We start from the raw sequence: 26,169 nt of genomic DNA on the forward strand, positions 1-26,169 counted from the left end.
GCATCCCTTGGGGGCTATGTGGACCCGAGGACACATCGTCGCAAAGGGCGCACGAAGTGCGCCCTTATGCTGCGGTAGGCCGGCTCAGCCGCGAATATGCTGTGTCTGCTGGAAGACCGCCGTCGAGCGAGCGCCGGAGCGGCAATAGCCGAGCATCGGGCGCTGGAATTCGTCAAGCGCGTCGACCATCTTTTGGACCGCATCCGCCGTCACGCCCATCGGGCCGACCGGGATGTGCATGGTCTCGATGCCCAGCTCCTGCGCGCGCGCTGCGATGGAATCGAAGGTCGGCTGGTCCGGCGCCTCGAAATCGGGGCGGTGGCAGACGATGGACTTGAAGCCAAGCGCCTTGATCTGGTCGAGGTCTTCGACCGTGATCTGGCCGGAAACCGAGTATTCATCGTTGATCGGGCGGATGTCCATGGTCGCTTAATCCCTGCAAAAAACCTTGGCCACTGATGTAGGCGCGGTGCCCGCCGGCGTCAATTCCAATCGCTCAGTCAGGAGACACCGAAGGCAAGCGCATAGGTCTGTGTCTGCCCGGGCTCGAGCAGTTGCAGCTCACCGGCAGCAGCAAGCTCCGGCCGCTTGGCGAGGCGATGCGACGCAGGCTCGATGCTGATGACATCGGCCGCACCACGCTGACAGCGCCACATCTGCAAGTAAGGCAGCGTGTCGGCGCGAAAGCGCACCGCCAAGCACTTCCCGCCCGCACCGACCAGCGGCGAAAGCGCCACTTCGGACCAGCCGTCGGCCCCGACGCTGGCCGGGATGCAGAAATGCGCGCTCTCGCCCTCGCCGAAGCGCCAGGCCCGTTCACCCTCGGCAAAAGAGGGACTGGTTATGCGGGTCGCGTCGCCGACCAGTCGGCCGGCAATATTGAGGTGGTACATCATCATCGGCGGAAAGGCGCCGGCGCCGGTGTTGGTGAGCCGGTCTTCCAGCATCACCTCATGTCGGTCCGCATCCACATGCCAGCGCCGTTCCAGGAGCGCGTGGCCGCCATCGGCAAGATTGACCTCGACGGTGGCGATGCAAAGCGTGGTGTCGGCGGACATGTGCGTGTGCTTGACCGGCGTGCCGGCAAGCGAACCGTGCAAGGGATAGCGCGTGCCTTCCCCGCGGCCGGCAATCGGTTCGGGATGGCGGATGTGGTCTGGTCCGCAGGTAAAGAGAAAACCGGCGAGTGCCCGGTCGATGCGCGGGTCGCCATCGGAGGGGATCGCGGTACCCGGCGAAAGATCGACGCCATCAACGACGAAGGCGGCGATATCGAGTGCCGACAGACGGTCGAACAGCAGATGATTCTCCTGTTCGTTATCGGGTGCATCAAATCTCGTTCGCATGCACCAGCCTCCAGTCCAACTCACGGGAATCACAGCGATCACAAAGACATGATAGCCGACAGGGGCTGTTTTTCATCGGTTGAAAGCTGCTAAGGGTGCGCCTAGATAGAATTTAACCGCTTATTCATGATGAATTCACTTTTTTCACATTAACGTCGAAATCCAAATGTACCGCGCCACATCAACCACCATGAGAACAGGTTTTATCGTGACGTCAGCGACCCGCACCGGCCTCTCGCTCCTCGCCGCAGCCGGCTTCCTCGCCGTGGATCTTGCATCCGCCTTTGCTCAGGAAGGTTACGGCCGCAATCGCCGCGGCAATGGCGACGTGATGCTGGTGACGCCGGAAGGCGAAATTCTCGACTATATGCCGGGCCCCGATGAAGTGCGCACCATGCGTGACCGTCGCGGCCGCACCGTGCTGGTCGACAACTGGGGCAACGTGGTCGCAACCGTAGTACCGTCCGACGGCTATCGCGCCTATCGCCGCCAGGGCGACGTCGATGTCTATTCCAACCGCCGCAACGGCGACCGCGGCTACGGCTATTCCGAGCCGGGCGATGTCACCGGATCCATTCAAGACTATCGCGATCCGGCCTATCGCGACGTGGTGCCGCCCTCGGTCGAGCGCAACGACCTGCCCAACAGCCTGCCCGGCCTGATCGACGGCAGCGAAGAGGCGGCGATCGATCCGCAATATGAGCAGCCATTGCGGCAGTCCATGCCGCCGGCCATATCGGTCAAGTCCAAGTCGCGCGCCGAAATCACCGCGCTGCAGGTCTTCCTCGACCGCGAAGGTTTCTCGCCCGGCGTCATCGACGGCAAGATGGGCTCGAACGTCACCAAGGCGATCGAGGCCTGGCAGCAGTCAACCGGCGAAACGCTCGATCCGAACAACACCGAAGATATCCTCGAGCGCCTGCGCATGAACGGCGGCCTGCCGATCACCAGCTATACGATCACGGCCGCCGATGCCGCAGGCCCCTATGTCGCCTCGATCCCCGACGACTACGCCCACAAGGCGATGCTGCCGCACATGTCCTTCACCGCGACGACCGAAATGCTCGGCGAGAAGTTCCACATGGACGAGACCTATCTGCGCGAGCTCAACCCAGGCGTGGACTTCACCATTCCGGGCACGATCATCAAGGTCATCAATCCCGGAGAAAACCGCAAGGAAAAGGTCGCGCGCATCGTTGCCGACAAGGCCCGCAAGCAGGTTCTGGCCTATGATGCCGCCGACAAGCTCGTCGCCGCCTACCCGGCAACGATCGGCTCGTCCGACACGCCCTCGCCGTCAGGCATCGTCAATGTCGAGCGCATCGCGCTCAATCCCGGCTACACCTACAACCCGAAGATCAACTTCAAGCAGGGCAACAACGACAAGATCCTGACGCTGCAGCCGGGGCCGAACGGCCCGGTCGGCACGGTCTGGATCGCGCTCTCGAAGCCGACCTACGGCATTCATGGCACGCCGGAGCCCTCCAAGATCGGCAAGACCCAGAGCCACGGCTGCGTTCGCCTGACCAACTGGGACGCAACGGAACTTGCCAAGATGGTGAGTGTCGGCGTCACGGTCGAATTCGCAGACTGAGGCATCAGCCGCTCGATACATCCCGCAGAAAACGATCAAAGCCCGGGTACCACCCGGGCTTTCTTCTTTGCCGACCGTGGCAAGCGTTGCCGCGTAGGAACCCCGGTGGAATTGACTGAAATCGCAGCTTTTTTCGCATCCCGTCCCCCAATTGGGGGAGTGACAGCGACATGTCTCCGTTGAAAATGAGCTTGCCTGATCGATGACGTCATCGGTCAGGTTATTTTCATCGGAACCCATAGGGCCGGTGCGGCGGACCGCCGACCCGGCAAAGACATTTACACCCGACTACTCCACCGACACGACCCAGACCGCGGCCGCCCACGAACCGGCTGCGGTCATTTTTTTTGCGGACGCCCCACAGTCAACCTTCATGACCTCATGAAACCCCTCATGACCTCATGAAACATTGTCATGAGAATTTTCGAGGCGATGGCCCTATCACTTAGCCACCTCTAAATTTCAGGCCCTTGACCGAAGGAATGTCCGCGATGGCGACCGAGCGCACCTTGCCCAACCTCTGGCATGCGACGGCACCGGCAGCGCCGGACACGCGCCCGCTTGCCCGCGACCTGACGACAGATGTCGCCATCATCGGCGGCGGCTTCACCGGTCTTTCGGCTGCACTTCATCTCGCGGAAAAAGGCGTCAAGGCCACGGCGATCGAGGCGAAGATGATCGGCTTCGGCGGCTCCGGCCGCAATGTCGGCCTCGTCAATGCCGGCATGTGGGTCAAGCCCGACGATCTGATCGCGACGCTGGGGCTCGAGGCCGGCAACCGCCTGCTCGGCGAACTCGGCGACGGCCCGGCAATGGTCTATGCCCTGGTCGAGAAGCACGGCATCTCCTGCGAAGCCGTCCGCAACGGCACCCTGCACATGGCCGTCGGCGCCGAAGGCTTGAAGGATATCAGCGACCGCGAGACCCAATGGAAGAAGCGCGGAGCGCCGGTCGAGGTTCTCTCGGCCGAGCGATCGAGCGCGCTCTCGGGCGCTGAAGGTTTCTCCGGTGCGCTTCTCGATCGTCGCGCCGGCACGATCCAGCCGCTTGCCTATGCCCGCGGCCTTGCCCGTGCGGCCCTTGCCGCCGGTGCCGAGATCTATACCGACACTGCGCTCGTCGGCGCCGAACGCAAGGGCGAAACCTGGGTGCTGAGAGCCGGCCAGAACATCGTCAGGGCCAAGCAGGTGATCCTCGCCACCAATGCCTATGGCGGCATGTTTGCCGAGACCCCGTGGCAGGAACACACGCAGGAACTGACGATCCTGCCCTACTTCCAATTCGCCACCAATCCGCTGCCGGAAAAGGTCGCAAGCCGCATCCTGCCGGAGCGCCAGGGCACATGGGATACGGGCCTTGTCATGACCTCGTTCCGCATGGACCAGCAGAACCGCCTGATCTTCGGTTCGATCGGCCGGCTCGATGCGATGGCCGAGGGCACGCACCGCGCCTTCGCCGCCCGCTCCGTGCGCAAGCTCTTCCCCTATATCGGCGATTTCCGCTTCGAATACTGGTGGGACGGCCGCATCGGCATGACGACCAACAACCTGCCGGCCATGCATACGCTGGCGCCGAACGTCGTCTCCGTCAGCGGCTACAACGGCCGCGGCATCGCACCCGGCACCGTCTTCGGCAAGGCGCTCGCCGACCACGTCACCGGCCAGACCTCCGCGATCCCGCTTGCCGAAACGCCTGTGACGCCCGACACCTGGCGCAGCGTCAAGTCCGCCTTCTACCATGCGGGCGCACAGGCCAAGCATCTGGTCGACCGCCGGTTCTGAGCGGTTTCGTCAACGCGCGACGAGACATCCCTTGCAGACATCGAAGATGGTGAACTCCGTCTGAGACGGGCGCCATGTCGACGCACGTTCATGCGCAGGTGGCACCCCATCCTCCGTCTTCCTCGGGCTTGACCCGAGGATCCAGGGCCTGCCACGCGAAATTGGCATGTGCTTTCGTGGAACTGCAGAACGGGATCCTCGGGTCAAGCCCGAGGATGACGACCGGAGAAGTGAAGCCCGGGGACGGAACGTCACGAAGACAAGCTCGGGGCTGACTGAGTGGTCAAAACTTACCATGATCACAGCGGACGCCGAAATTCCTACGAACTTCGCCGGCGATCCAAGTGCGCTCATAAAACTCTGGCTATAATAGACAGCGCCCCGGACCGGGATGATCCGAGGCGCTATTGCCCATACTGCGATACGTGGGCTCAGGCCGCGCGGCGATAACCGGACGCGGTGCCGACGTGAACCTGGGTAGACGTCTGGAACGCCTTCAGCTTCAGCGCGATCTGTTCTGATTCCACCGTCAGCGCCTGGCTCGCGGCATTGGCTTCTTCAACCATGGCAGCATTCTGCTGGGTGATCTGATCCATCTGGCCGATCGCCGTATTGACCGCCTGCAGGCCGGTGGCCTGTTCCGCCGTGCTGGCGCGGATGTTGCCGAAGACCGAGCTGACTTCGACCACCTGCGAGACGATCTGCTGCAGCGACTGGGCGACCTGGTTGACCGAGCTGACGCCATCATCCACCTGGCCGCGCGACTTGGCGATCAGGCCCTGGATGTCCTTGGCCGCATCGGCGCAGCGCTGGGCGAGCGCCCGCACTTCCGAAGCGACAACCGCAAAGCCCCTGCCCGCCTCGCCGGCACGCGCCGCCTCGATGCCGGCGTTGAGCGCAAGCAGGTTGGTCTGGAAGGCAATCTCGTCAATGACGTCGACGATGCGGGCGATGCTCGCAGACGAGGTCTGGATTTCCTGCATCACCTCAATCGCGTGGCTGACCACCTCGCCGCTCCGCTCGGCATTGGCGCGGGCGGCAATCACCGTCGAGTTCGCCTGATCGGCGCCTTCGGCCGTCTGCTTGACGGTGCGCGTCACCTGTTCGACGGCAGCGGCCGTCTCCTCGAGGTTTGCCGCCTGGCGTTCGGTGCGCTTGGCGAGATCGTTGGCTGCTGCCGCAATTTCCTTGGCGCTCAGATGGATCTGGCTGGCGCCGGCCTCGATGCCGCCGATCGCGCGGGCAAGCTCGCTGATCGCATGGTTGAAGTTCTCGCCGAGTTCCTCGTAGGCAACCGGCAAATCGGCGGCGATGCGCGCCGTCAGGTCACCGTCGGAGATCTTCTTCAGGGCAACGCCGAAGGTCTGGCTGACGAGCTTGCGTTCGGTCGCCAGTACCTCTTCCTGCACCGCGCGCTGCTTCGTGACGTCGGAGGCGTCCATATAGACCGAGATCGACAGGTCCATGTCGAGGAACATGCCCTTGACGAGGCTCGAAAGCATCGCGCTCATCTCTTCCGCCGAGGTCGTCTGGCGCGAAAACAGACCGCCCTTTGGCCAATTCGCTTTGACGATCTCCGTGATCAGATGTTCGGCGATCAGCGCGTAGCCGCCGATATACCAGCGCGGCTCCAGCCCGATACGGGCGTGCACCTGGCCGATGGTGCGGACCTTCGCGCCATATTCGTCGTTGAAATTGGCGTCGGCGATGTTGGCCCAGTGGCCGACCTGCGCGCCCTTGGCGCGGTTGATGTGCGCATCCGACGAGAAGAAGCGGTTCGTCTCCGGCGTCTTTTTGACCCGGGCGTAAAACTTGTCGAGCGCCGGCGCCAGCTCCTTTTCGAGGATCGGCTTCAGGGCCTTCAGGCTCGCCTTGGCGGCATCGTCAAGCGCCATGAAATTGAGACGACCGGCAATGTCTTCCTTGCCGGCAGCGACGTGTTCCGTTTTCATGCGCGATTTCCCTGCATGCTCTTGCTGGATCATGGAAGCTGGACGGGAGACCAAGCGAGAAAGGTCGAATCCACAATCCTTGCCGCAATCATGGCGGCTACCTGCACCCTCGCAAACCGCCATAAGGTGCAATCGCTTTCCACCAGCACTGGTATAAGCCCATGGTAAAGGAAGCCTTACGGGCAACAGCCTTTTCGGGTGGTCGCAACGCGATTCAACCGGAATTGACGAACATCAATTCCGGTTATGGCAGTCTTCAAAGCGGCTAACTTCGTATGCCGATCCCTGATCAGGCCGCGCGCCGCGTCGCCCAGGATGGTGCACGCGAAGCCCAGGAGCGGCGCGCCCTCACCGGCGTCAGAGCCTGCACTTCCTTGGCAAGCGCAGCTGCATTTTCGCGGGCCTTGTCGAGGTTGCTGACGCGGGTATCATCCATCGACTGAAGCGTGCCGCCGCAGTCGAAAATCTCGCGATAGGCAACGCGCTCGACGATCGGCGTGTCGAGCACGGAGACGCCGCGCGAAGCAAGCAAAGTCTTGATGGTCTGCAGCGCCCGCGTCGTCACCAGAGAATTGACCCGGGTGAGAACGACGGAATGGTTGATGCGCACACGCGACCTGTCCTCGATCTGGCGGATGAGCTCGAGGATCTGCACGGCACCGCGCGCATCCATCGCGCAGCCCTGCACCGGGATCAGCACCTGGTCGGAAAGAGCGAGAGCCAAAGCGACGATCTGATCCTTGGCGCCGGCGAGGTCGATGATGATGTAGTCGGCTTCGTCCTTCATTTCCCGGATATGACATTCCAGCGATGCCGGCGTGATATGCGAGATGACGGAGAGATTGGCGATCTGGCCGGAGTTTTCCGCCCAGCTGGTGATCCAACGCTGCGGATCGGCATCGAGGACCACAACACGGTGTCCCTGTCTCGCCAGTTCCGTCGACAGGATCAGCGCCGCCGTCGTCTTGCCCGCGCCGCCCTTTGCATTGGCGAATGTGATGACCGCCATCTTCTTCCTCATTCTGTCCTGTGTTCCGTGGCCTGCCCAACCGATGCTTCGCCGGGCAATGCCGCTTAATAGAACCTTTCAGAACATGGTTAACGAATTGGAAATTTTCGTTGGCGAAGATTAACCCCCGCCCTGCCCAATCCGCAGGCAGGGCGCGAAAAAGCCCGGAAAACCAATGGTTTCCCGGGCCGAAGAAAATTAACGGTCAGTTACTTTAGAGCGACTTGCCGGCGGTCAAATGCACTCCCTGAACAGCTTCTTGGCCGCATCGAGCGTCAGTTCAACCGGGTTGCCGCCGGCGGTCGGATCGACGATCGCCATTTCCGACATCTCGTCGATACGGTCGGTGCCGACGCCGAGTGCGGAAAGCTTGTCGGGAACGCCGAGTTCCTCGCGCAGCTTCAGCACGTAGTCGTAGAAACCGTCGAAGCCACCGGAAATGCCGAGATAGGCGGCCGCCCTGACGATCCTGTCCTCGATCGCGCTGCGGTTGAAGCGCAGCACCGGCGGCATCACCACGGCATTGGTCATGCCGTGATGGGTGTTGTAGATCGCACCGACCGGATGCGACAGCGAATGGATCGCGCCGAGCCCCTTCTGGAAGGCGACGGCACCCATGGCGGCCGCGCTCATCAGGTTGGCGCGTGCTTCGATATCGGTGCCGTCCTTGTACGCGCGCGGCAGGTATTCCTTGACCAGGCGCATGCCTTCAAGCGCGATACCGGCCGACATCGGATGGTAGAACGGCGAAGAATAGGCTTCCAGGCAATGGGCAAAGGCGTCCATGCCGGTGCCGGCGGTAATCACTTTCGGCATGCCGACCGTCAGTTCCGGGTCGCAGATGGTGACGGCTGGCAGGAACTTCGGGTGGAAGATCACCTTCTTCACATGGCTGGCGGAGTTGGTGATGACGCTGGCGCGGCCAACCTCTGAGCCGGTGCCCGCTGTCGTCGGCACCGCGACGATCGGCGCGATGCCTTCGACGCTCGCACGTGTCCACCAGTCGCCGACATCCTCGAAGTCCCAGACCGGGCGGCGGCTCTGGCCGGCCATGAAGGCCACGCACTTGCCGAGATCGAGGCCGGAACCGCCGCCGAAGGCGACGACGCCATCATGGCCGCCGTCCTTGAACGCCTTGACGCCGGCGGCGAGGTTGACGTCATTCGGGTTCGGATCGACGTCGGCGAAGATCGCCCGGCCAAGGCCGTTGGCCTCGAGGATATCGAGCGCATTCTGCGTGATCGGCATCGGCGCCAGGCCACGGTCGGTGATCAACAGCGGCTTCTTCATGCCGACAGCCTTGCAATGTTCGGCAAGCTCCTTGATCCGGCCGGCGCCAAACTTGATGGCGGTCGGGTAGCTCCAGTTCGCGGTGATCGTCATGCTGTGACTTTCTTCAGATGGTAGGATTTCGGACGGGTAAGGTTCTGGAAGCCGATGACCGAAAGCGAGCCGCCGCGGCCGGTTTCCTTGACGCCGGTCCAGCACAAGGCCGGATCGAGATAGTCGGCGCGGTTCATGAAAACGGTGCCGGTTTCAAGGTCGCGGCCGATGCGCGAGGCGCGGTCCGCATCCTGGGTCCACAGCGACACGGTCAGACCGTACTGGCAATCGTTCATCAGCTCGATCGCCTGGCTGTCGCTCTTCACCTTCATGATGCCGACCGCCGGACCGAAGGTTTCTTCGCGCATGAAGGCCATCGAGTGATCGACATCAACAAGCACCTGCGGCGCGAGATAGGCGCCGCCATCATCCTGCGGGAATAGTTTCGGATCGACCAGCGCCTTGGCGCCCTTGGCGATCGCATCGGCGATCTGCTCGCGCACAGTTGCGGCGAAGCGCTTGTGCGCCATCGGGCCAAGCGTCGTTTCCGGATCGAGCGGGTTGCCGAGCTTGTAGTTCGACACCCAGGCAACCGACTTCTCGACGAAGGCGTCATAGAGCGATTCATGCACATAGATGCGCTCGATGCCGCAGCAGCACTGGCCGGAATTGAAGGTAGCGCCATCCATCAGCGTGTCGACGGCCGCATCGAGATCGGCGTCTTCCATGACATAGCCCGGATCCTTGCCGCCGAGTTCGAGGCCGAGACCGGTGAACGTTCCGGCGGCCGCGCGCTCGATCGACCGGCCGCCTTCGACCGAGCCGGTGAAGTTGATGAAGTCGAAGCTTTTCGCCGCGATCAGCGCCGCCGTCGTCTCATGGTCGAGGAAAACGTTCTGGAACACGTCGGCCGGAACGCCGGCCTCGACGAAGGCGCGCACCATGCGTTCGCCGACGAGGATCGTCTGGCTGGCATGCTTGATGACCACCGTGTTGCCGGCCATCAGCGCCGGCGCGACCGTGTTGATCGCGGTCATGTAGGGGTAGTTCCACGGCGCGATGACGAAGACCACGCCATGCGGCTCGCGCTCGATACGACGGCCAAAGCGGTCGCTCTCTTCGACGAGGATCGGCTTCAGCGCGTCGGCAGCAATCGAAGCGACATAGTTCGAGCGCTCGTTGAAACCCTTGAACTCGCCGCCGTGGCGCACCGGCCGGCCCATCTGCCAGGCCAGTTCCGGCACGACCTCGTCGACCATCTCGTTGAGACGGGCAACGCCTGATAGTACCAGGTTGACGCGCTCGTCCAGCGGACGGCGGGCCCAGCTCTTCTGCGCCTGGCGCGCGTGGGCGACGGCCTGCTTGGCCATTTCCAGCGGCAGCGCCGGGCGCTCGGCATAAACCTCTCCGTTCACCGGAGAAATACACTTGATCATGCTCATGATCGTCTTCCTGCTTCCATTTCGAATGACGGCGTAGCCGGCCCTTGGTACCGGACCGGCCACTGAGATCTAAGTTTCCGGCCTTGTCAGGCCCGCTCGAAGCCGCGCGCCACTTCCCAGTCGGTGACGCGACGGTCGTATTCTTCCTGCTCCCACTCGGCCGCGCGGACATAGTGGTCGATGACGTCGTCGCCGAAGGCGGCACGCAGCATCTTGGACCCCGTCAGCGCCTCGGTGGCGGCGCGCAGGGTGCGCGGGATCTCGCGCACGTTCTTGCCGCCGTAGGCATCGCCGACGAAGGGCGCTTCCAGTTCCATCTTGCCTTCGATACCGGAAATGCCGGCCGCGAGCAAAGCCGCGAAGGCGAGATAAGGGTTGAGATCGGAGCCGCCGACGCGGCACTCGATGCGGATCGCCTTGGTGTCTTCACCGCAGAGGCGGTAGCCGGCCGTGCGGTTGTCCTTGCTCCACACCGCCTTGGTCGGCGCGAAGGTGCCGGCCATGAAGCGCTTGTAGGAGTTGATGTAGGGCGCGAGGAAATAGGTGATCTCGCTGGCGTGGCTGAGCAGGCCGGCCACATATTGGCGCATCTGCTCCGACATGCCGTATTTGCCGTCCTTGTCGAAGAATTTCGGCGTCTTGCCGTCAGGGCTCCACAGCGACTGGTGGATATGCGAGGAGGAGCCCGCGGCCGAATAGTTCCACTTGGCGAGGAAGGTGATCGCCTTGCCGCGCGACCAGGCAATCTCCTTGCAGCCGTTCTTGATGATCGCATGCCGGTCGGCCATCGTCAGCGCGTCGGCATAGCGCACGTTGATCTCTTCCTGGCCGGCGGACGCCTCGCCCTTGGAATTCTCGACCGGGATATCCGCGCCCTGCAGGCCGTTGCGGATCGCCCGCATTACATCCTCTTCCTTGGTGGTCTGGAAGATGTGGTAGTCCTCGTTGTAGCCGCTGACCAGCTGCAGGTCGCGATAGCCGGACTGGCGCGCGTCGTCATAGGTCTGATCGAACAGGAAGAATTCGAGCTCGCTCGCCATGAACGCCTTGAGGCCCATCGCCTCCAGCCGCGCGATCTGCTTCTTCAGGATGGCGCGCGGTGAATGCGGCACTTCGGCATGGGTGTGATGATCGAGCATGTCGCACAGCACGAGTGCGGTGCCTTCGAGCCACGGAATGCGCCGCAGCGTCGAAAGGTCCGGCTTCATCGTGTAGTCGCCATAGCCCTTCTCCCAGCTCGTCGCCTTGTAGCCGGAGACGGTCTCCATCTCCATGTCGGTCGCCAGCAGGTAGTTGCAGCTATGCGTTTCCTGCCAGGCGCTGTCGACGAAATACTGCGCGTGGAAGCGCTTGCCCATCAGCCGGCCCTGCATGTCGACTTGGCAGGCGAGAACCGTATCGATGCGGCCGGCGGCGACATCCTCTTTCAATTGCTCGAACGAATAGCTCATCAAATTTCATCCCATGTTTCGGCAAGCGGCCGTTCCCGTGGCCGCAAAAAGAAAGGCGGAAGCTGCAGATGCGCTCCCGCCCATTTTATTATTGGTTAGACTTGGCCGACCGCCTTTTCGGCAGCGGCGATTTCCGCCTGGCGGCGAGCCACTTCATCGCCGATCGGCGGACCGCGGAACCGGCGGTTTTCCAGGCCGAACCAGATGATCGCAGTCAGCGCCAAGAAGCCGACGGTGATGTAGAGCGCCCAGTCGTTTGGCGGCTGGATGCCGAGAACGAAGATCAGCACCATGGCGATGATCGAGAGCACCGCGAAGAGCTTGAACATGCCCTCGCCCAGGTTCCACGGACCCATCTTGTCCCACTTCGACGTACCCCAGGCGAACAGACCGAGCGTGATCGGGATCGCGAAGGAGAAGAACAGGAAGATGACGGTGCACGATACGACGATCGTATAGACCGGCGTTTCGCCGATCGAGACCAGCGACGAGCCCCAGACGAAGAGCACGGAGAGGATCGAACCGGTCCAGATCGCAGCCACCGGCGTGCGGTAGCTCGGGCTGACCTTGGCCAGAGCCTTGGACGCCGGCAGGCCGCCGTCACGCGAGAAGGCGAAGATCATGCGCGAGACCGACGTGACGGTTGCCAGGCCGCACAGCCACTGGCTGACGAGGATGGCGAGGTAGAGCACGTCCTTGATCACAGGGTGAACCTGCGCGTCCATTGCCCAGAAGAACACGTTCCAGCCCTGCTTGGCGGCTTCGTCCATGTTCGGCAGCATCAGCACGAAGGAGCAAAGCATGATGTAGCCGAACAGCGCCGACCACAGCACCGACGAGACCATGCCGCGCGGCACGGATTCTGCCGCCTTTACGGTTTCTTCCGAGGTGTGCGCGGAGGCGTCGTAGCCGGTGATCGTGTAGATCGGCAGCAACAGGCCGAGCAGGAACACCCAGGTGCCCGAGGTCGCCGGCCATACGTTTCCACCCGTCTCGCCGGAATAGTTGGAGAAGGTGAAGAGGCGGGCGATGTCGTAGCTGTCGGCGACGGCAAGGCACACGAGCGCAAGCAGGATCGCCGTTGCGAAGATCAGGTAACCCGAGAAGTCGGTGAGCTTGGCCGTAAGCCCGATGCCCATGTGGTTTACCAGCGCCTGAGCGCCCGTGATGACCGCAAGGAAGATGATGCGGGTGAGCGTCGTATCCGCAAGACCGAAATACGGCGTGCCGAACGAGCCCATGAAGAAGTAATAGGTGCCGACGTTGATGGCGCCGAGAACGGTGACGAGACCGAGCAGGTTGAACCAGGCGGTTACCCAGCCGGTGAAGCGGTTGCCGAGGATCGAGCCCCAGTGATAAAGGCCGCCGGCCGTCGGATAGGCCGAGCTGATCTGCGCCATGGCGACGGCAAAGACGAGCGAAATGAAGCAGCCAAGCGGCCAGCCGATGCCGATTGCGGCCCCACCCGCACCCGACGTCGCCTGCGCCAGCGAGTTGATGCCGCCGGAGAGAATGCAGATGATGGAGAATGAGACCGCGAAGTTCGAGAACTGGCTCATTCGCCGCTCGAGCTCCTGGGCATAGCCCATCGAATGCAGGACCTGCATGTCCTGCTTTTTGTCGAGATCACTGTAGTCTGACATTTTTCTTCCCCTGATTTCTTCAGACCCGACCGCCCCATTGCAGCAGGGTCCCATCACCACCTGCCCCGGCAAGCCGGAACAGGACCGCGGCAAAGCCGCTCCCCAGGGTCTTTATTTTGCTGAAAGCGCTGCCACGCCTTTGCTGAGCAGCCCTTCCAGATAATCGGCCATGACCCTCTGGCCGATCTCGTTTCGAATGAGATCGTTGCGGATCTCGATCATCACATTCGGCAGCCCGTTGTGGACGCCGTATTCGATCAGACTGTGCGTAACGCCGTCGGCCGGCCCGTAAGGCTCGTTGCGGCGGATATCGTAGGCGACCTTGCCCCTGGTTGCGAAGGTCAGCATCTGATCGGCGAGCCGGCTGTCGGCATCATGCAGGATGCCCACTTCGACGGAACGCGGCTTGCCGAAATAGACGGGCGTGAACGAATGCATCGTGACGACCACCGGCGGTCGGCCTTTGGCCTTGCGCTCGGTCACGAACTGGCTGATGGCGTCGTGAAACGGCAGGTAGATCTCGTCGACCCGTGCCCGGCGCTCCTCCTCCGCCATGTCGCGGTTGCCCGGAACCTCATAGACTTCGCTGACGGCAGGCATGGCGCCGTCGGCCTCCGGCGGGCGGTTGCAATCATAGGCAAGGCGCGAAAAGCGCTGGTAGATCAGGACCGCGTCGAGCTTGCGCGACAGAAACTCTGCAACCGCGAGCGCGCCCGGGTCCCAGGCAATGTGGCTTTCGAGCGCCTGCGGCGAAAGGCCGAGCGAACCGAGACGCTCCGGCACCCGGCGCGACGCATGTTCGCAAACGAGAACGATATCGCCTCTCCCGGCCGCGTTCTCGATCGCAACCGGATCGCCATCTGTATCGGTCAAAAGTCGCGTCAACACCGGCATCCCCTCTTGCCCCGTTAGACGTTCGTTAATGAAAAGATTTGTTCAGAGATTAGCGAGTGTCAATCGAAATCTGAAACGATCTCTTCAAAATTGCGATTGACTCCAATTGTGACAGCGATGTTTAATCTGTCACAAACTGGCGTTAGACCAGTTCAGGGGAGACTATGACTAGCAAGGCGACACCCACGACGGTGTCGGATGTGATCAACGCCCACTTCGCCGCGCTGACCCGCGCGGAAAGACAGTTGGCAGAGACACTTCTCGACAACTATCCCGTATCGGGACTCGGTTCGATCACCACGGTCGCCGAGAACGCCGGCGTATCGACTCCGACCGTCGCCCGCATGGTGCAAAAGCTTGGTTTCAAAGGCTTTCCCGATTTCCAGTCGCGGCTGCACCAGGAGCTGGAAGCCACGATTTCCAACCCGATCACCAAGCATGACCGCTGGGCCGCAAGCGCGCCGGGCACCCACACGCTCAATCGCTTTGCCGATGCCGCCATGAACAACATGCGCGAGACGCTGGCGCAGATCGAGCCGCGCGAATTCGACGAGGCGGTCGCCCTTATCGCCGACCGCAAGCGCAACGTCTATCTGCTTGGCGGCCGCATCACCCGCGCCGTTGCCGATTATCTCTTCACCCATCTGCAGGTGATCCGCCCTGGTGTCACCGAAATCGCGTCGAATGCCAGCGCATGGCCACACTACGTGCTCGACATGCGCCACGGCGACGTGCTGATTCTCTTCGACATCCGCCGTTACGAGCAGGAAATGGAGACGCTGGCGAAATCGGCGCGCGAACGCGGCGTCGAGATCGTCCTCTTCACCGATCGCTGGAGCTCGCCGGTGGCAAAATCCGCCTCCAAGGTCTTCCGCTCGCAGATCGAGGTGCCCTCGGCCTGGGACAGTTCAGTGGTGATCCTGTTTCTGGTCGAGGCCCTGATCGAGGCCGTCCAGAGCACCAACTGGGACGCAACCCGCGACCGGATGAAGACGCTAGAGGGATTGTTCGATTCGACCCGCATCTTTCGCAAACCGGTTTAGGAGGAGTGGCCGGCACGTTCACGGAATTTTATGCACGTGTGTTTCAGTGAAGGCGCCGTGTCGAAAAAAGAATTGTTCTTCCAACGACATGCGCGGCGCGAACAGACAGATCGCTGTCACACAAGTTTCATCGCATCTCTTTAACAGCATCGCCGAAATTGACTGAAAACCCATAAGGAGAACGCCAGTGATTTCAACGACTCAACGCCTGCTCTCGCTTTCCACCGCCATGCTTCTGGCAACGACGGCCATCGCCGCTGCCGAGCCGAGCGAAGAGCTCATCGCCGCCGCCAAAAAGGAAGGCTCGCTGACCACCATCGCACTTCCGCACAACTGGTGCGGCTATGGCGACGTCATCGCAGGCTTCAAGGCCAAGTATGGCCTGGAAGTCAACGAGCTGAACCCGGATGCCGGTTCGGGCGACGAAATCGAAGCCATCAAGGCCAACAAGGGCAACACCGGCCCGCAGGCGCCTGACGTCATCGACGTCGGTCTCTCCTTCGGTCCGTCGGCCAAGGCCGAAGGCCTGATCCAGCCCTACAAGGTCTCCACTTGGGATTCGATCCCGGATTCGGCCAAGGACGCCGAAGGTTACTGGTACGGCGACTACTACGGCGTTCTCTCCTTCGTGGTGAACACCGACATCGTCAAGGACGTGCCGAAGGACTGGGCCGACCTGAAGAAGTCGGACTACGCCAACTCGGTCGCCATGGCCGGCGACCCGCGCGCCTCCAACCAGGCGGTTCAGGCCGTCTACGCCGCCGGCCTCGCCGCTGGCGAAACCGATGCCGTCAAGGCTGGTGAAACGGGCCTCGGCTTCTTCGCCGAAGTCAACAAGGCCGGCAACTTCGTTCCGGTTATCGGCAAGTCCGCCTCGCTCGCGCAGGGCTCGACCCCGGTCGTGATCGCCTGGGACTACAACGGCCTTTCCTGGCGCGACAGCCTCAACGGCAACCCGCCGGTTGAAGTCGTCGTTCCGGCTTCGGGCGTCGTCGCCGGCGTCTACGTCCAGGCGATCTCGGCCTACGCGCCGCACCCGAACGCGGCAAAGCTGTGGATGGAGTATCTTTATTCCGACGAAGGTCAGCTCGGCTGGCTGAAGGGCTATTGCCACCCGATCCGCTTCAACGACCTCGCCAAGAACGGCAAGATCCCGCAGGAACTGCTCGACAAGCTGCCGCCGGCAGCAGCCTACGAAAAGGCTGTCTTCCCGACGCTCGAAGAGCAGGCCAAGGGCAAGGAAGCGATTACCACCAAGTGGGATAGCGTCGTCGGCGCAAACGTGCAGTAATATCCATGACTTCCGCCTCTCCGCGCCTCGGCGCGGGGAGGTTTCCCTAAAGCGCGTCACGATCACCAGGATTCGCTTGCTGCGCTTTAAGGTCTTGTTTTTGCGCATGTCGTTGTCGCAAACCGCAACACGCTTTTGCGCGACATGGTTTAATCTCGTGCACAATTCCTTAGCTCGGTATCGATCTAAGGAATTTTGCAGCAAATCAAAGCGCTAAGGCGATCTTTGTGCGTTCATGCGGACGCGCAAAGGTCACTGCAAGCCTCGGGACAGAAAGCCTATATGAGCACCGCTTCACCGACCTTGATCAGCAAGCGAGCCGTCATCGACTGGCTCGGCATTGCCCCCTTCATGCTTTTCGCGCTGCTGTTCCTGATCATCCCGACGCTTTATCTCGTCACCGGCGCGTTCCTGACGCCCGATGGCAGCTTTACCTTCAAGAACATCGGCGATCTGTTCACGCCCTCGATCCTCAGCGCCTACTGGATCTCGATCCGGATCTCGATCGCGTCCTCGATCGGCGGCGCGCTGATCGGCTTCTTCCTCGCCTGGGCAATCGTGCTCGGCGGCGTGCCGACCTGGATCCGCTCGGGCCTCCTGACCTTTTCGGGCGTCGCCTCGAACTTCGCCGGCGTGCCGCTCGCCTTCGCCTTCCTCGCGACCCTCGGGCGCACCGGCCTCGTCACCGTCTTCCTGCGCGAATGGTTCGGCTTCAATCTCTATTCGACCGGCTTCAACCTGCTGTCGTTTTTCGGATTGACCATCACCTACATGTATTTCCAGATCCCGCTGATGGTGCTGATCCTGACGCCGGCGCTCGATGGTCTGAAGAAAGAATGGCGCGAAGCCTCTGAAATCCTTGGCGCCTCGACCTGGCAGTACTGGCGCATGGTGGCGCTGCCGATCCTGTGGCCGAGCCTGCTCGGCACCACGCTCCTGCTGTTTGCCAACGCCTTCGGCGCGATCGCCACGGCCTATGCCTTGACCGGGTCCTCGCTCAACATCGTGCCGATCCTGCTCTATGCGCAGATCCGCGGCGACGTGCTGCACAATCCGAACCTCGGCTATGCGCTGGCGCTCGGCATGATCGTCATCACCGGCATCTCGAACGTTCTCTATATCTGGCTGCGTATGCGCGCCGAACGGTGGCAGAAATGAAAGCACAACGTCTCGGCGCCTGGATCGCCATCGCCATCGGTGCAAGCTACTTCATCATCCCGCTGCTGGGCACGCTGGAATTCTCGCTGCGCATGCGCCGCGGCGAATACTCGTTCGACGCCTATCGCTCGGTCTTCTCCGACCTGCAGTTCCGCGAGACCTTCGGCTATTCGATGATGATGGCCGTGTTGACCATCGTCTTCGGCATGCTGCTGGTGGTGCCGACCGCCTATTGGGTCCGCCTTCGCCTGCCGCAGGTGCGCCCGATCATCGAATTCATCACCCTTCTGCCGCTGGTCATCCCGGCGATCGTCATCGTCTTCGGCTATCTGCGCCTCTACAACTCCTCGTCGTGGATCCCGCTGACCGGCTCGATCTCCGGCACCAATGCGCTGTTGATGTTCTCCTACATGACGCTGTCCCTGCCCTACATGTACCGGGCGGTCGATACCGCGATGCGGGCGATCGACGTCCGCACGCTGACGGAAGCCGCCGAAAGCCTCGGCGCCAAATGGCCGACGATCCTGTTTCGCTGCATCTTCCCCAACGTCATGAGTGGCGTGCTCTCCGGCGCCTTCATCACCTTTGCGATCGTCATGGGCGAATTCACCATGGCCGCGCTGCTCAACCGCCCGGCCTTCGGTCCGTACCTGCAGCTCGTCGGCGCCAACAAGGCCTATGAGCCTTCGGCGCTCGCGGTCATCGCATTCGCCATCACCTGGCTCAGCATGGGTCTGATCCAGCTCGTTTCCCGCATCCAGAAATCCGCTCCGGCCAAGGCTTGATCACATGGCATTCCTGACACTGAACAATATCCAGAAGTCCTTCGGCCCGGTTCAGGTCGTGCACAACTTCAACATGGTCATCGACAAGGGCGAGTTCGTTTCGTTCCTAGGCCCGTCAGGCTGCGGCAAGACGACGATCCTGCGCATGATCGCCGGCTTCGAGACGCCGTCGGGCGGCACGATCACCATCGACAGCAAGGACCAGGGAACGCTGAAGCCCAACCAGCGCAACATCGGCATGGTGTTCCAGGCCTATGCGCTGTTTCCCAACATGAACGTCAACGACAACGTCGCCTTCGGCCTGAAAGTCGCCGGGGCGCAGAAGTCGGAGATCGATACACGCGTCAAGCAGATGCTGAGCCTGATCAAGCTCGAGCACCTGGCCGACCGCTTCCCCTACCAGCTTTCCGGCGGCCAGCAGCAGCGCGTGGCGCTCGCGCGCGCCCTCGCCGTCAAGCCGCAGGTGCTGCTGCTCGACGAGCCGCTGTCGGCGCTCGACGCCAAGATCCGCGTGTCGCTGCGCGAGGAAATCCGCCAGATCCAGCAGCAGCTCGGCATCACCACTGTCTTCGTCACCCATGACCAGGAAGAAGCCCTGTCGATCTCCGACCGCATCGTCGTCATGAATTCCGGGCGAGCCGACCAGATCGGCACGCCGTTCGAGATCTACAACACCCCTGCGACCCGATTCGTCGCCTCCTTCGTCGGCACGCTCAACATCATCGAAGCCAAGGTCGCCGACCCGGCCGCCGGTGCTGTCACCATCGGCAACCAGCAGGTGTCGCTGAAGGAGCCGATCGCCGGCATGAAGGGTGGCGACAACATTTCGCTGGCGCTGCGCCCGGAGGCAGGCTCGATCGCCGACAGCGCCAGGGGCGACACCGCGCTGACCGGCGAGGTGGTTTCGACCAGCTTCCTCGGCTCGGTCATCCGCACCAAGCTGCGCATCGGCGGCGACGTCATCTCCTTCGACATGTTCAACGACCCCGGCCTGACGCCGCCGGCCTTCGGCTCGAACGTCACGCTCCGCTTTGCCGCCAAGGACCTGCTCGTCATCCGCGAGTAGATCTCCAGCGTCCCCCTACAGCGCGTGAGTCTTGTTACGCGCAAAGGTCGCTGTAGCGCTTTGAAGTGCTGCATGTTTTTATCCCTAAATCGAATAGGATTTAAGGAAACATGCAGTAGCTGCCTTGCCCATGCCGTGGAGAGATTGCCTGAACCGTCGAATGAAAAACAGCGCATTTTGCACCGGCGGCCGCCATGACTAAAGCGCAGCCGAGTGCGTTCGTCACCCATATCCACGAAGAACTCGCGGATATCGGTCCCGTTGACATAGGCCGCTTCTTCGGCGGTTGGGCCTATCTTGTCGCTGATCGCCAGTTCGCCATCAGCATCAAGGATCGCCTCTATTTCAGGGTTGATCAGCCCCTGAGAGATGCGCTTCTCAGCGAAGGATGTCAGCCGTTCACCTACAACAAGGGCGGCAAACCGGTGGTCGTGCACCGCTACTACGAAGCACCGGTCACTTGCCTTGATGACAGGCAGGCGCTGCTCCATTGGTCCGCACGCGCGATCGCCGCCGAAGACGAAGCCCCGCGTCGCGTCCGCAGATAAATGTCTCGTGGCGGCGACGCGGCACGCGGCCGAGGTCAGACTACGGCGGCTCCCGACGGGAACAGATTTGTCCGGGAGCGATACGGCACGGAAAAAATCTGTCGCGATTTCCCGGATTTTCGTCGCGTCATGCGTTTGACCAGGCACGGCCGATCTATATAGTCGCTCTTGTTCTCAGGGCGGGGTGAAACTCCCCACCGGCGGTAGCGATCGAAAGATCGAAGCCCGCGAGCGCTTCGGAGGTCTACTTCGGAGGTCAGCAGATCCGGTCAGATTCCGGAGCCGACGGTCACAGTCCGGATGGAAGAGAGCAAGCAGGAACGTGGACCCCACACCGGGGTTTCGCGCGCGTGCATGTTCGCCCGACGGGAAAATTGGAAACGCCAAACCCTGGAAGGCTTGAGACCATGACTATTCTTTCCCACCCCACCGCCAAGATTGCGATTGTCCGTGCCCGCTGGCACGCCGACATCGTCGACCGCTGTGTCGATGCCTTCGTCGCCCAATGGACGAAGTTCGGCGGCAGTGCCGCCGACGTCGAGATCTTCGACGTGCCAGGCGCGCTGGAAATCCCGCTGCACGCGCAGAAGCTTGCCAGGACCGGCCGTTACGCCGCGATCCTCGGCACCGCCTTCGTCGTCGATGGCGGCATCTACCGCCATGACTTCGTCGCTGGCACGGTGCTCGACGGTATGATGCGCGTCCAGCTCGATACCGACGTGCCGGTGCTGTCGGCCGTGCTGACGCCGCACAATTTCCAGGAAAGCGCGCCGCTGATCGCCTTCTTCCGCGAACACTTCGTCGCCAAGGGCGAAGAAGCCGCCAATGCCTGCGCCCAGATCCTCGACGCCCGCGCCAAGCTGGCGCTGCTCAACGCCTGATCTGCTGGCGGGCCGCAAGCCCGCGCCGTATCCGGCCGCCACCCCTCATCCGGCCTGCCGGCCACCTTCTCCCCGCCTGCGGGGAGAAGGCTAGGGTGAGGGGCAAGGCTCGCTCAGCGCTCCGATGCGCAACCATCGAGCCGCTTCGCGGCGCCTGCTTGAATCAACCTCTGAACCACCTGAATCAAGCCGCCAGCAACAGCCGGCAAACCGCTGTTTCGAATAGCCAATTCCCGGCGTTCAATGCACCGGCTCTGCCTCATCAAGGCACCGTTCCAGCGCCGCCATCCGGTGGCGATGACCGACCGCCTCGAAACCGACGACGGTCACGAACGGCGCAAACATCAGAATGATCAGGCAGATCGCCATGTCGACGCCCGCCATCGCGGCCGCGATCGACGCCGCAAGCAGCAGCATCGTGCCGGCGAGCAGCCAGGCATGAAGCGGTTCCGACTGCCGCAGCAGATAGGCATACATGCCGTAGACCAGAGCGATATAGGCCGCGACCGGGACCGCCACCGTCAACACGGTCGCAAGCGACCCGATATGCGCCTTGTGCTCGATGTAATAGGCGGCGACATGCAGGCCCGCACCGGTCGCAACGATCGCGGCGAAAATGAACATGTGACCATAGCCCCAGACGAAGGAGCGTCTGCGGTGCACGTGCAGGACCTCGGCACTCGGCAACAGGAAATAGATCCACCACATGCCGAAGGTAAGCCCGGTGCCCGCAAGGCAGACGAGCGCCACGTCGAGGTTCCAGCCCTCCCCATCCACCACCGCCGTGATCGAGGCGACCGTGCCGACGACGCCTTCTCCGAGCGCGATGATTGCCAGAAGGCCGTAGCGTTCCGCAATATGGTGGGCATGCCAGGGCGTGCCGCCATGCCGCGTCTCGGCGATATAGGGCCCGAGCATCTCGATGACGGTGAGCGCCACGACCATGGCGAAGGTGACAACGATCGAGAAGTCGACGAAGATCTGCACGACCCAGCCGAGTTGCGCAACCGTGATCGCTACCACATAGGTCATGCAGGCCTGCCGTCGTGCCGGATCTTGGCCGGCGGCGCGCAGCCACTGGAAGATCATCGCCACCCGCATGACGACGTATCCGAGCACCATCACGCCATTGTCGAGATGGGCACCCTCGTCGACCGAGCGGAACATGGCGGGAAGGCCGATCGCCAGGATCAGCACGCCGACCATCTGCACCATGGTCACGCACCGGAACACCCAGTCGTCGGTGTCATAGGCGGAAGCAAACCAGGTGAAATTGATCCAGGCCCAGCAGATGGCGAAGCTGGCGAAGAAGAAGCCGATCAGCCCCGCCTTGAAATGTCCTTCGGCCATCAGATGCGCAAGCTGCGATGCCGCAAGGCTGAAGGCGATGACGAAGGTCAGGTCGAACAGAAGCTCGAGCGTCGTGGCTGTGCGGTGGTGTTCGTGCGTGTCGCGGCCGCTCATGCGCGCCAGGCGGTGGCTTCCGGCATGCGGCGGTGTCGTTGGGGCGTCGGGCATGGGGCGGCATTCCTCGCTGACGTGACGATATGCAAGCATGTTCAAATATTTACAGAAGCTTCGTCAAGCCGGCAGTGCCCCGGCGGTCTGCCAAAACACCCGACAGCGCCGCGCCTCAAACATGACGCGCAAACGACGCTGAAACGAATTAGGCAGTGGCAAATCAGGAAAAGACGCCCGGCATCTCTGCCGGGCGTCTCGCCGCGATGCGCGAGGGAGGATCAACGTGCATTGCGGTATTAGAGCATTTCCAGGAAAAGTGCGAATCGGCTTTCCGCCAGGAAATGCGTAAAAACAAAGAGATAGAGCGGGTCTGTGGCTCCGTTTAAACCGGAAACGCTCTAGCAGTTGGCTCGCTTACTTCGCCGCGTCGAGACGATCGATCGCGTCGACATTGCCGGCCGACGGGCCGTTCGCGTCGAATTCGGAGGCGAGCCAGGTATCAACGATCGACTTCGCCAGCTCCGGCCCGATGACGCGCGCGCCCATGGTGATGATCTGTGCGTTGTTCGACTTTGCCGCCCGCTCAGCGGAATAGGTGTCGTGGGTCAGCGCGGCGCGGATGCCCGGCACCTTGTTGGCCGAGATGCAGACGCCGATACCGGTGCCGCAGAACAGGATGCCGCGCTCGTTGTCGCCATCGACGATGGTCTGCGCCAGCTTCTGCGACAGGTCGGCGTAGAAACCGGACTGGCTGAGGTCGCTGACTTCGAGGTCGGCCTTGCCCTTGAGATGGGCGGCGATGACGTCGAGCAAGGGCTTGCCGGCGCTGTCTGCTCCGATTGCGATCTTCATGATTGTTCCTTTCCGTCTTGTTGATCTGCGGGGTACGAGGGCTCAGATCGCCTTCGAGACGCGCTGCAGAATGTCGAGATAGCCATTGACGTCCCAGGCGGAGCGGCCGATGAACAGGCCGTCGATGTGCCCCTGGGTGATCAGTTCTTCGCAATTGCCGGGATTGACGCTGCCGCCGTAGAGGACGGGAACGCGCACGCCGAGCGCGCCTTGCGCCACGTCGGCGATCCGCTTATGGCGCTCGTCGGCATAGTCTGATGTTGCCGGAATGCCGTTGACGCCGATGGCCCAGACCGGCTCGTAGGCGAGCAGGATCGTCGCCTTGCGCGCGTCGCCTTCCAGCAGTTCCAGCGCGCCTTCAACCTGCCGCTTCAGGACGGCATCCGCCTCGCCCGCCTCGCGCTCGGCGAGCGTCTCGCCAATGCAGATCAGCGGCACCAGGCCGTGGCGCACCGCCGCTGCCGTCTTCAGGCCCACGGTACGGTCGGTCTCGCCGAAGTGCTCGCGCCGTTCGCTATGGCCAAGCTCGACCACATCGAGGTTGCAGTCCCTCAGCATCACCGGCGAAACCTCGCCGGTCCAGGCGCCGGCGTCGTCCCAATGCATGTTCTGCGCACCGACCTTGACGCCCGTTTGCACGAGCCGTTCCTTGACCTGTCTGACGGCGGTAAAGGGTGGAATGACGAAACGCTGGATGCGCTCGTCGCGCGCTCCGTCCGCTGCGGCCAGCCTCTCGGCAAAGACCATGGCCTCCGCCAGCGTCTTGTTCATCTTCCAGCTTGTGCCCACCCAGAGCTGCGGCTTGTTCATGCTTTCTCCGATGCTTTTCGATTGTCGACCGTCACCAGGGGGATTCCGGCCTCGCGGAGCGTCGCGGCATGCTCATCCGCCACCTCGGCGCCGGTCAGCACCGCATCGAAGGCGTCGAGCCCTGTCAGGAAATGCAGGGCGGAACGCCCGAACTTGTCGTGATCGACCATGAGATATTTGCGCGCCGCCGACTTCACCATCAGCCGCTTGGCCTGCACGACCTCCTGGTCCTGGTGGAAGGCTGCCGTTCCCGCGACTGCGGAGCTGGAGAGGAAGGCGATATCGACGCGCAGCGAGCGCAGCGCCTCTTCGGTGACGATGCCGAAAAAGCCGTTGAACTTCTTGCTGTACTGGCCGCCGAGCGCGATGACGTTGATGCCGGGCGCACCGGACAGACCGGTGATGACGCCGAGGTTGTTGGTGATGACGGTCAGCGGCCTGATGTCCCTGATGCAGCCGGCAATCGCGCCGGCCGTCGAACTGTCGTCGATGAGGATGCTCTGCCCCGGCTCGATCAGGCTCGCCGCATATTCGGCAATGCGGTTCTTCTCGGCGGCGGCAATCTTCTCGCGGTAGCGGAAATCGCTTTCGAACTGCGGGCTCGACTGGATCGAAGCGCCGCCATGCACCTTGCGCAACAGGCCAGCCTGTTCGAGATCGTCGAGGTCGCGATGCACCGTCATCTTGCTGACGCCGAAACGGAGTGACAGATCCTCGACGGACGCCGTGCCGGCCTCCATCAAAACATCCATGATCGCCTGTCGCCTGTCTTCCGGCTTCATCGTCATCCGCCTCGATCCCGATGCCGCGAGAGCGCGACATCACACCTGAGAAGATAACACCTTTATGTTATATTTCAATCTAGCTAATGATACTTTGTGATATTTCAGTGTGATTTTGATGATCGGTTGAACCCGGTATCGATGTAGGGCTCCCAGAACTCCACGGATTCGCGGATCATCTCCACAACGTTGTGGTCGGTCGGTTCCCGCTCGCGGAAGGACAGCTCCAGGCAGATCTCGTTGTCGGTGCCGCCGCCGGCCTTGACCGCATCGATCAGCTTCTCCGGCGTGATGCGGCCATCCCGGTTGTAGGCAGCGGTAAACGGCCAGTGCCCGCCCTTGTTCATCGACGACTGCTTGATGTGGATGATCGGCGAGCGCTCGGGAAATGCGCCCGCCCAGGCATAGGGGTCGATGTCATCGGGGTCGTCGGAGGTGACGTCGCCATGGTCGATATCGACCATCATCTTCATTGGGAGCGGCAACTCCGCCTCGGCGAGCCGCCGGTCGAGCGAGCGGCACTCGGCGATCGTGTGGCCGAACTCGCGCCCGACCGACATCGGCTCCCAGAACACATAGGAAAGACCGGCCGCCTTGCCGTGTTCCGCCACGTCGCGCCAGCAGTCGATGGCGATCTTCATCATCTCCTCGCGCCGGGCCGGGTCGTCATAGTCCCTCAGCGTGAAGATCGCAAACTGCGTGCCCATGCCGGATGCGCCAAGCTCGGCGGAGATATCGGCAAAGGTCTTGAACCAGTCGACATAGTAGCGTCGCACATCCGGGTCGGGGTGGCCGAAGTGGTTGAGCCTGCCATAGGGCCCGGTCATGCCCGAGGTGATCCTGACGCCGGTGCGGCTAAGCGCTGCCCTGAACTGACGGATGGTCTTGGAGATCGTTGCCGCCGGCCAGCCCGGATTGACGAACTCATGCGTCAGCTGCACGTAGCCGATGCGGATCTGCTCCCCGATTGTCTCGATCAGATCATCAGGCTCGGCAAAACGATTGACCAGCGGATTGGTGTTGAGCGACAGCGTGAAAGCCAAGACCGTACTCCTGA

General features: G+C 62.3%; 23 protein-coding genes and 1 riboswitch. Of the genes, 9 read left to right on the forward strand and 14 right to left on the reverse strand.

Features of this window, described 5'->3' with window-relative positions:
• Positions 1 to 84 precede the first annotated feature (84 nt).
• Together J3R84_RS11305 and J3R84_RS11310 are read right to left on the reverse strand one after the other, a co-directional pair.
• Positions 85 to 423, reverse strand: a complete 339-nt coding sequence (locus J3R84_RS11305) for a protein tyrosine phosphatase family protein (RefSeq protein WP_025427758.1) — start codon at positions 421 to 423, stop codon at positions 85 to 87.
• Between the two features lie 77 nt (positions 424 to 500).
• On the reverse strand, positions 501 to 1,346 hold the full coding sequence (locus tag J3R84_RS11310; RefSeq protein ID WP_025427759.1) for a DUF4432 family protein: 846 nt from the start codon (positions 1,344 to 1,346) through the stop codon (positions 501 to 503).
• Positions 1,347 to 1,512: 166 nt separating this feature from the next.
• Between J3R84_RS11310 and J3R84_RS11315 the strand changes: the two genes are divergently transcribed.
• Positions 1,513 to 2,940: a L,D-transpeptidase family protein gene (locus tag J3R84_RS11315; protein ID WP_025427760.1), complete on the forward strand. Its 1,428-nt coding sequence runs from the start codon at positions 1,513 to 1,515 to the stop codon at positions 2,938 to 2,940.
• A 491-nt stretch (positions 2,941 to 3,431) separates the two neighbouring features.
• On the forward strand, positions 3,432 to 4,721 hold the full coding sequence (locus J3R84_RS11320) for an NAD(P)/FAD-dependent oxidoreductase (protein WP_025427761.1): 1,290 nt from the start codon (positions 3,432 to 3,434) through the stop codon (positions 4,719 to 4,721).
• A gap of 431 nt (positions 4,722 to 5,152) precedes the next feature.
• Here J3R84_RS11320 and J3R84_RS11325 read toward each other — a convergent pair whose 3' ends face one another.
• The 7 genes from J3R84_RS11325 to J3R84_RS11355 form a co-directional block, all read right to left on the reverse strand.
• Positions 5,153 to 6,673, reverse strand: coding sequence for a globin-coupled sensor protein (locus tag J3R84_RS11325; protein ID WP_025427762.1), 1,521 nt, complete (start codon positions 6,671 to 6,673; stop codon positions 5,153 to 5,155).
• A gap of 289 nt (positions 6,674 to 6,962) precedes the next feature.
• Positions 6,963 to 7,682, reverse strand: a complete 720-nt coding sequence (locus J3R84_RS11330; protein WP_025427763.1) for an AAA family ATPase — start codon at positions 7,680 to 7,682, stop codon at positions 6,963 to 6,965.
• 234 nt (positions 7,683 to 7,916) lie between these two features.
• On the reverse strand, positions 7,917 to 9,065 hold the full coding sequence (locus tag J3R84_RS11335; RefSeq protein ID WP_025427764.1) for an iron-containing alcohol dehydrogenase: 1,149 nt from the start codon (positions 9,063 to 9,065) through the stop codon (positions 7,917 to 7,919).
• Positions 9,062 to 10,447 (reverse strand): aldehyde dehydrogenase family protein, encoded by a 1,386-nt coding sequence (locus tag J3R84_RS11340; protein WP_025427765.1) that lies wholly within the window; start codon positions 10,445 to 10,447, stop codon positions 9,062 to 9,064. Before J3R84_RS11340 ends, J3R84_RS11335 begins: the two co-directional genes overlap by 4 nt.
• A gap of 86 nt (positions 10,448 to 10,533) precedes the next feature.
• Positions 10,534 to 11,898 (reverse strand): glutamine synthetase family protein, encoded by a 1,365-nt coding sequence (locus J3R84_RS11345; protein ID WP_025427766.1) that lies wholly within the window; start codon positions 11,896 to 11,898, stop codon positions 10,534 to 10,536.
• 95 nt (positions 11,899 to 11,993) lie between these two features.
• Entirely contained in the window at positions 11,994 to 13,541 is a 1,548-nt protein-coding gene (locus tag J3R84_RS11350; RefSeq protein ID WP_025427767.1) for an amino acid permease, read from the reverse strand.
• A gap of 111 nt (positions 13,542 to 13,652) precedes the next feature.
• Positions 13,653 to 14,426, reverse strand: coding sequence for an N-formylglutamate amidohydrolase (locus tag J3R84_RS11355; RefSeq protein ID WP_025427768.1), 774 nt, complete (start codon positions 14,424 to 14,426; stop codon positions 13,653 to 13,655).
• Between the two features lie 173 nt (positions 14,427 to 14,599).
• On the opposite strand from J3R84_RS11355, the gene J3R84_RS11360 reads away from it, so the two are divergent.
• The 7 genes from J3R84_RS11360 to J3R84_RS11390 all read left to right on the forward strand — a co-directional run bounded on the left by J3R84_RS11360 (position 14,600) and on the right by J3R84_RS11390 (position 21,207).
• Positions 14,600 to 15,478: a MurR/RpiR family transcriptional regulator gene (locus J3R84_RS11360; protein ID WP_025427769.1), complete on the forward strand. Its 879-nt coding sequence runs from the start codon at positions 14,600 to 14,602 to the stop codon at positions 15,476 to 15,478.
• Between the two features lie 187 nt (positions 15,479 to 15,665).
• The gene (locus J3R84_RS11365) at positions 15,666 to 16,769 is read left to right on the forward strand and encodes an ABC transporter substrate-binding protein (protein WP_025427770.1); all 1,104 of its coding nucleotides are present in this window, start codon (positions 15,666 to 15,668) and stop codon (positions 16,767 to 16,769) included.
• A 282-nt stretch (positions 16,770 to 17,051) separates the two neighbouring features.
• On the forward strand, positions 17,052 to 17,927 hold the full coding sequence (locus J3R84_RS11370; protein ID WP_025427771.1) for an ABC transporter permease: 876 nt from the start codon (positions 17,052 to 17,054) through the stop codon (positions 17,925 to 17,927).
• Complete coding sequence (locus tag J3R84_RS11375; protein ID WP_025427772.1) at positions 17,924 to 18,712, forward strand: ABC transporter permease; 789 nt, start codon at positions 17,924 to 17,926, stop codon at positions 18,710 to 18,712. Before J3R84_RS11370 ends, J3R84_RS11375 begins: the two co-directional genes overlap by 4 nt.
• A gap of 4 nt (positions 18,713 to 18,716) precedes the next feature.
• Positions 18,717 to 19,778: an ABC transporter ATP-binding protein gene (locus J3R84_RS11380; RefSeq protein WP_025427773.1), complete on the forward strand. Its 1,062-nt coding sequence runs from the start codon at positions 18,717 to 18,719 to the stop codon at positions 19,776 to 19,778.
• Positions 19,779 to 19,972: 194 nt separating this feature from the next.
• Positions 19,973 to 20,326: a TfoX/Sxy family protein gene (locus J3R84_RS11385; protein WP_025427774.1), complete on the forward strand. Its 354-nt coding sequence runs from the start codon at positions 19,973 to 19,975 to the stop codon at positions 20,324 to 20,326.
• A 166-nt stretch (positions 20,327 to 20,492) separates the two neighbouring features.
• Positions 20,493 to 20,642: riboswitch (FMN riboswitch) on the forward strand.
• 91 nt (positions 20,643 to 20,733) lie between these two features.
• Positions 20,734 to 21,207, forward strand: coding sequence for a 6,7-dimethyl-8-ribityllumazine synthase (locus J3R84_RS11390; RefSeq protein WP_025427775.1), 474 nt, complete (start codon positions 20,734 to 20,736; stop codon positions 21,205 to 21,207).
• Positions 21,208 to 21,447: 240 nt separating this feature from the next.
• Here J3R84_RS11390 and J3R84_RS11395 read toward each other — a convergent pair whose 3' ends face one another.
• From J3R84_RS11395 to J3R84_RS11415, 5 genes are all read right to left on the reverse strand, one after another.
• Positions 21,448 to 22,725 carry a low temperature requirement protein A gene (locus J3R84_RS11395; protein WP_025427776.1) on the reverse strand — a complete coding sequence of 426 codons (1,278 nt, stop codon included), beginning with the start codon at positions 22,723 to 22,725 and terminating at the stop codon, positions 21,448 to 21,450.
• Between the two features lie 357 nt (positions 22,726 to 23,082).
• Complete coding sequence (gene derI / locus J3R84_RS11400) at positions 23,083 to 23,520, reverse strand: D-erythrulose-4-phosphate isomerase (RefSeq protein ID WP_025427777.1); 438 nt, start codon at positions 23,518 to 23,520, stop codon at positions 23,083 to 23,085.
• Positions 23,521 to 23,562: 42 nt separating this feature from the next.
• Complete coding sequence (locus J3R84_RS11405) at positions 23,563 to 24,330, reverse strand: triose-phosphate isomerase (protein ID WP_025427778.1); 768 nt, start codon at positions 24,328 to 24,330, stop codon at positions 23,563 to 23,565.
• Positions 24,327 to 25,112 (reverse strand): DeoR/GlpR family DNA-binding transcription regulator, encoded by a 786-nt coding sequence (locus J3R84_RS11410; protein WP_025427779.1) that lies wholly within the window; start codon positions 25,110 to 25,112, stop codon positions 24,327 to 24,329. Before J3R84_RS11410 ends, J3R84_RS11405 begins: the two co-directional genes overlap by 4 nt.
• 104 nt (positions 25,113 to 25,216) lie before the next feature.
• The gene (locus J3R84_RS11415) at positions 25,217 to 26,155 is read right to left on the reverse strand and encodes a sugar phosphate isomerase/epimerase family protein (RefSeq protein WP_025427780.1); all 939 of its coding nucleotides are present in this window, start codon (positions 26,153 to 26,155) and stop codon (positions 25,217 to 25,219) included.
• Positions 26,156 to 26,169 lie beyond the last annotated feature (14 nt).

Source organism: Ensifer canadensis, assembly GCF_017488845.2.
Lineage (GTDB): Bacteria > Pseudomonadota > Alphaproteobacteria > Rhizobiales > Rhizobiaceae > Ensifer > Ensifer canadensis.

Excerpts from the sequence above, each read along its gene's own strand:
- J3R84_RS11320 (WP_025427761.1), top strand. The coding sequence starts at position 3,432 with ATGGCGACCGAGCGCACCTTGCCCAACCTCTGGCATGCGACGGCACCG.
- J3R84_RS11345 (WP_025427766.1), bottom strand. The coding sequence starts at position 11,898 with ATGAGCTATTCGTTCGAGCAATTGAAAGAGGATGTCGCCGCCGGCCGC.
- J3R84_RS11370 (WP_025427771.1), top strand. The coding sequence starts at position 17,052 with ATGAGCACCGCTTCACCGACCTTGATCAGCAAGCGAGCCGTCATCGAC.
- J3R84_RS11335 (WP_025427764.1), bottom strand. The coding sequence starts at position 9,065 with ATGACGATCACCGCGAACTGGAGCTACCCGACCGCCATCAAGTTTGGC.
- J3R84_RS11410 (WP_025427779.1), bottom strand. The coding sequence starts at position 25,112 with ATGAAGCCGGAAGACAGGCGACAGGCGATCATGGATGTTTTGATGGAG.
- J3R84_RS11310 (WP_025427759.1), bottom strand. The coding sequence starts at position 1,346 with ATGCGAACGAGATTTGATGCACCCGATAACGAACAGGAGAATCATCTG.
- J3R84_RS11380 (WP_025427773.1), top strand. The coding sequence starts at position 18,717 with ATGGCATTCCTGACACTGAACAATATCCAGAAGTCCTTCGGCCCGGTT.
- J3R84_RS11405 (WP_025427778.1), bottom strand. The coding sequence starts at position 24,330 with ATGAACAAGCCGCAGCTCTGGGTGGGCACAAGCTGGAAGATGAACAAG.
- J3R84_RS11375 (WP_025427772.1), top strand. The coding sequence starts at position 17,924 with ATGAAAGCACAACGTCTCGGCGCCTGGATCGCCATCGCCATCGGTGCA.
- J3R84_RS11340 (WP_025427765.1), bottom strand. The coding sequence starts at position 10,447 with ATGAGCATGATCAAGTGTATTTCTCCGGTGAACGGAGAGGTTTATGCC.
- J3R84_RS11330 (WP_025427763.1), bottom strand. The coding sequence starts at position 7,682 with ATGGCGGTCATCACATTCGCCAATGCAAAGGGCGGCGCGGGCAAGACG.
- J3R84_RS11315 (WP_025427760.1), top strand. The coding sequence starts at position 1,513 with ATGTACCGCGCCACATCAACCACCATGAGAACAGGTTTTATCGTGACG.
- J3R84_RS11390 (WP_025427775.1), top strand. The coding sequence starts at position 20,734 with ATGACTATTCTTTCCCACCCCACCGCCAAGATTGCGATTGTCCGTGCC.
- J3R84_RS11350 (WP_025427767.1), bottom strand. The coding sequence starts at position 13,541 with ATGTCAGACTACAGTGATCTCGACAAAAAGCAGGACATGCAGGTCCTG.
- J3R84_RS11385 (WP_025427774.1), top strand. The coding sequence starts at position 19,973 with ATGACTAAAGCGCAGCCGAGTGCGTTCGTCACCCATATCCACGAAGAA.
- derI (WP_025427777.1), bottom strand. The coding sequence starts at position 23,520 with ATGAAGATCGCAATCGGAGCAGACAGCGCCGGCAAGCCCTTGCTCGAC.
- J3R84_RS11395 (WP_025427776.1), bottom strand. The coding sequence starts at position 22,725 with ATGCCCGACGCCCCAACGACACCGCCGCATGCCGGAAGCCACCGCCTG.
- J3R84_RS11325 (WP_025427762.1), bottom strand. The coding sequence starts at position 6,673 with ATGAAAACGGAACACGTCGCTGCCGGCAAGGAAGACATTGCCGGTCGT.
- J3R84_RS11360 (WP_025427769.1), top strand. The coding sequence starts at position 14,600 with ATGACTAGCAAGGCGACACCCACGACGGTGTCGGATGTGATCAACGCC.
- J3R84_RS11305 (WP_025427758.1), bottom strand. The coding sequence starts at position 423 with ATGGACATCCGCCCGATCAACGATGAATACTCGGTTTCCGGCCAGATC.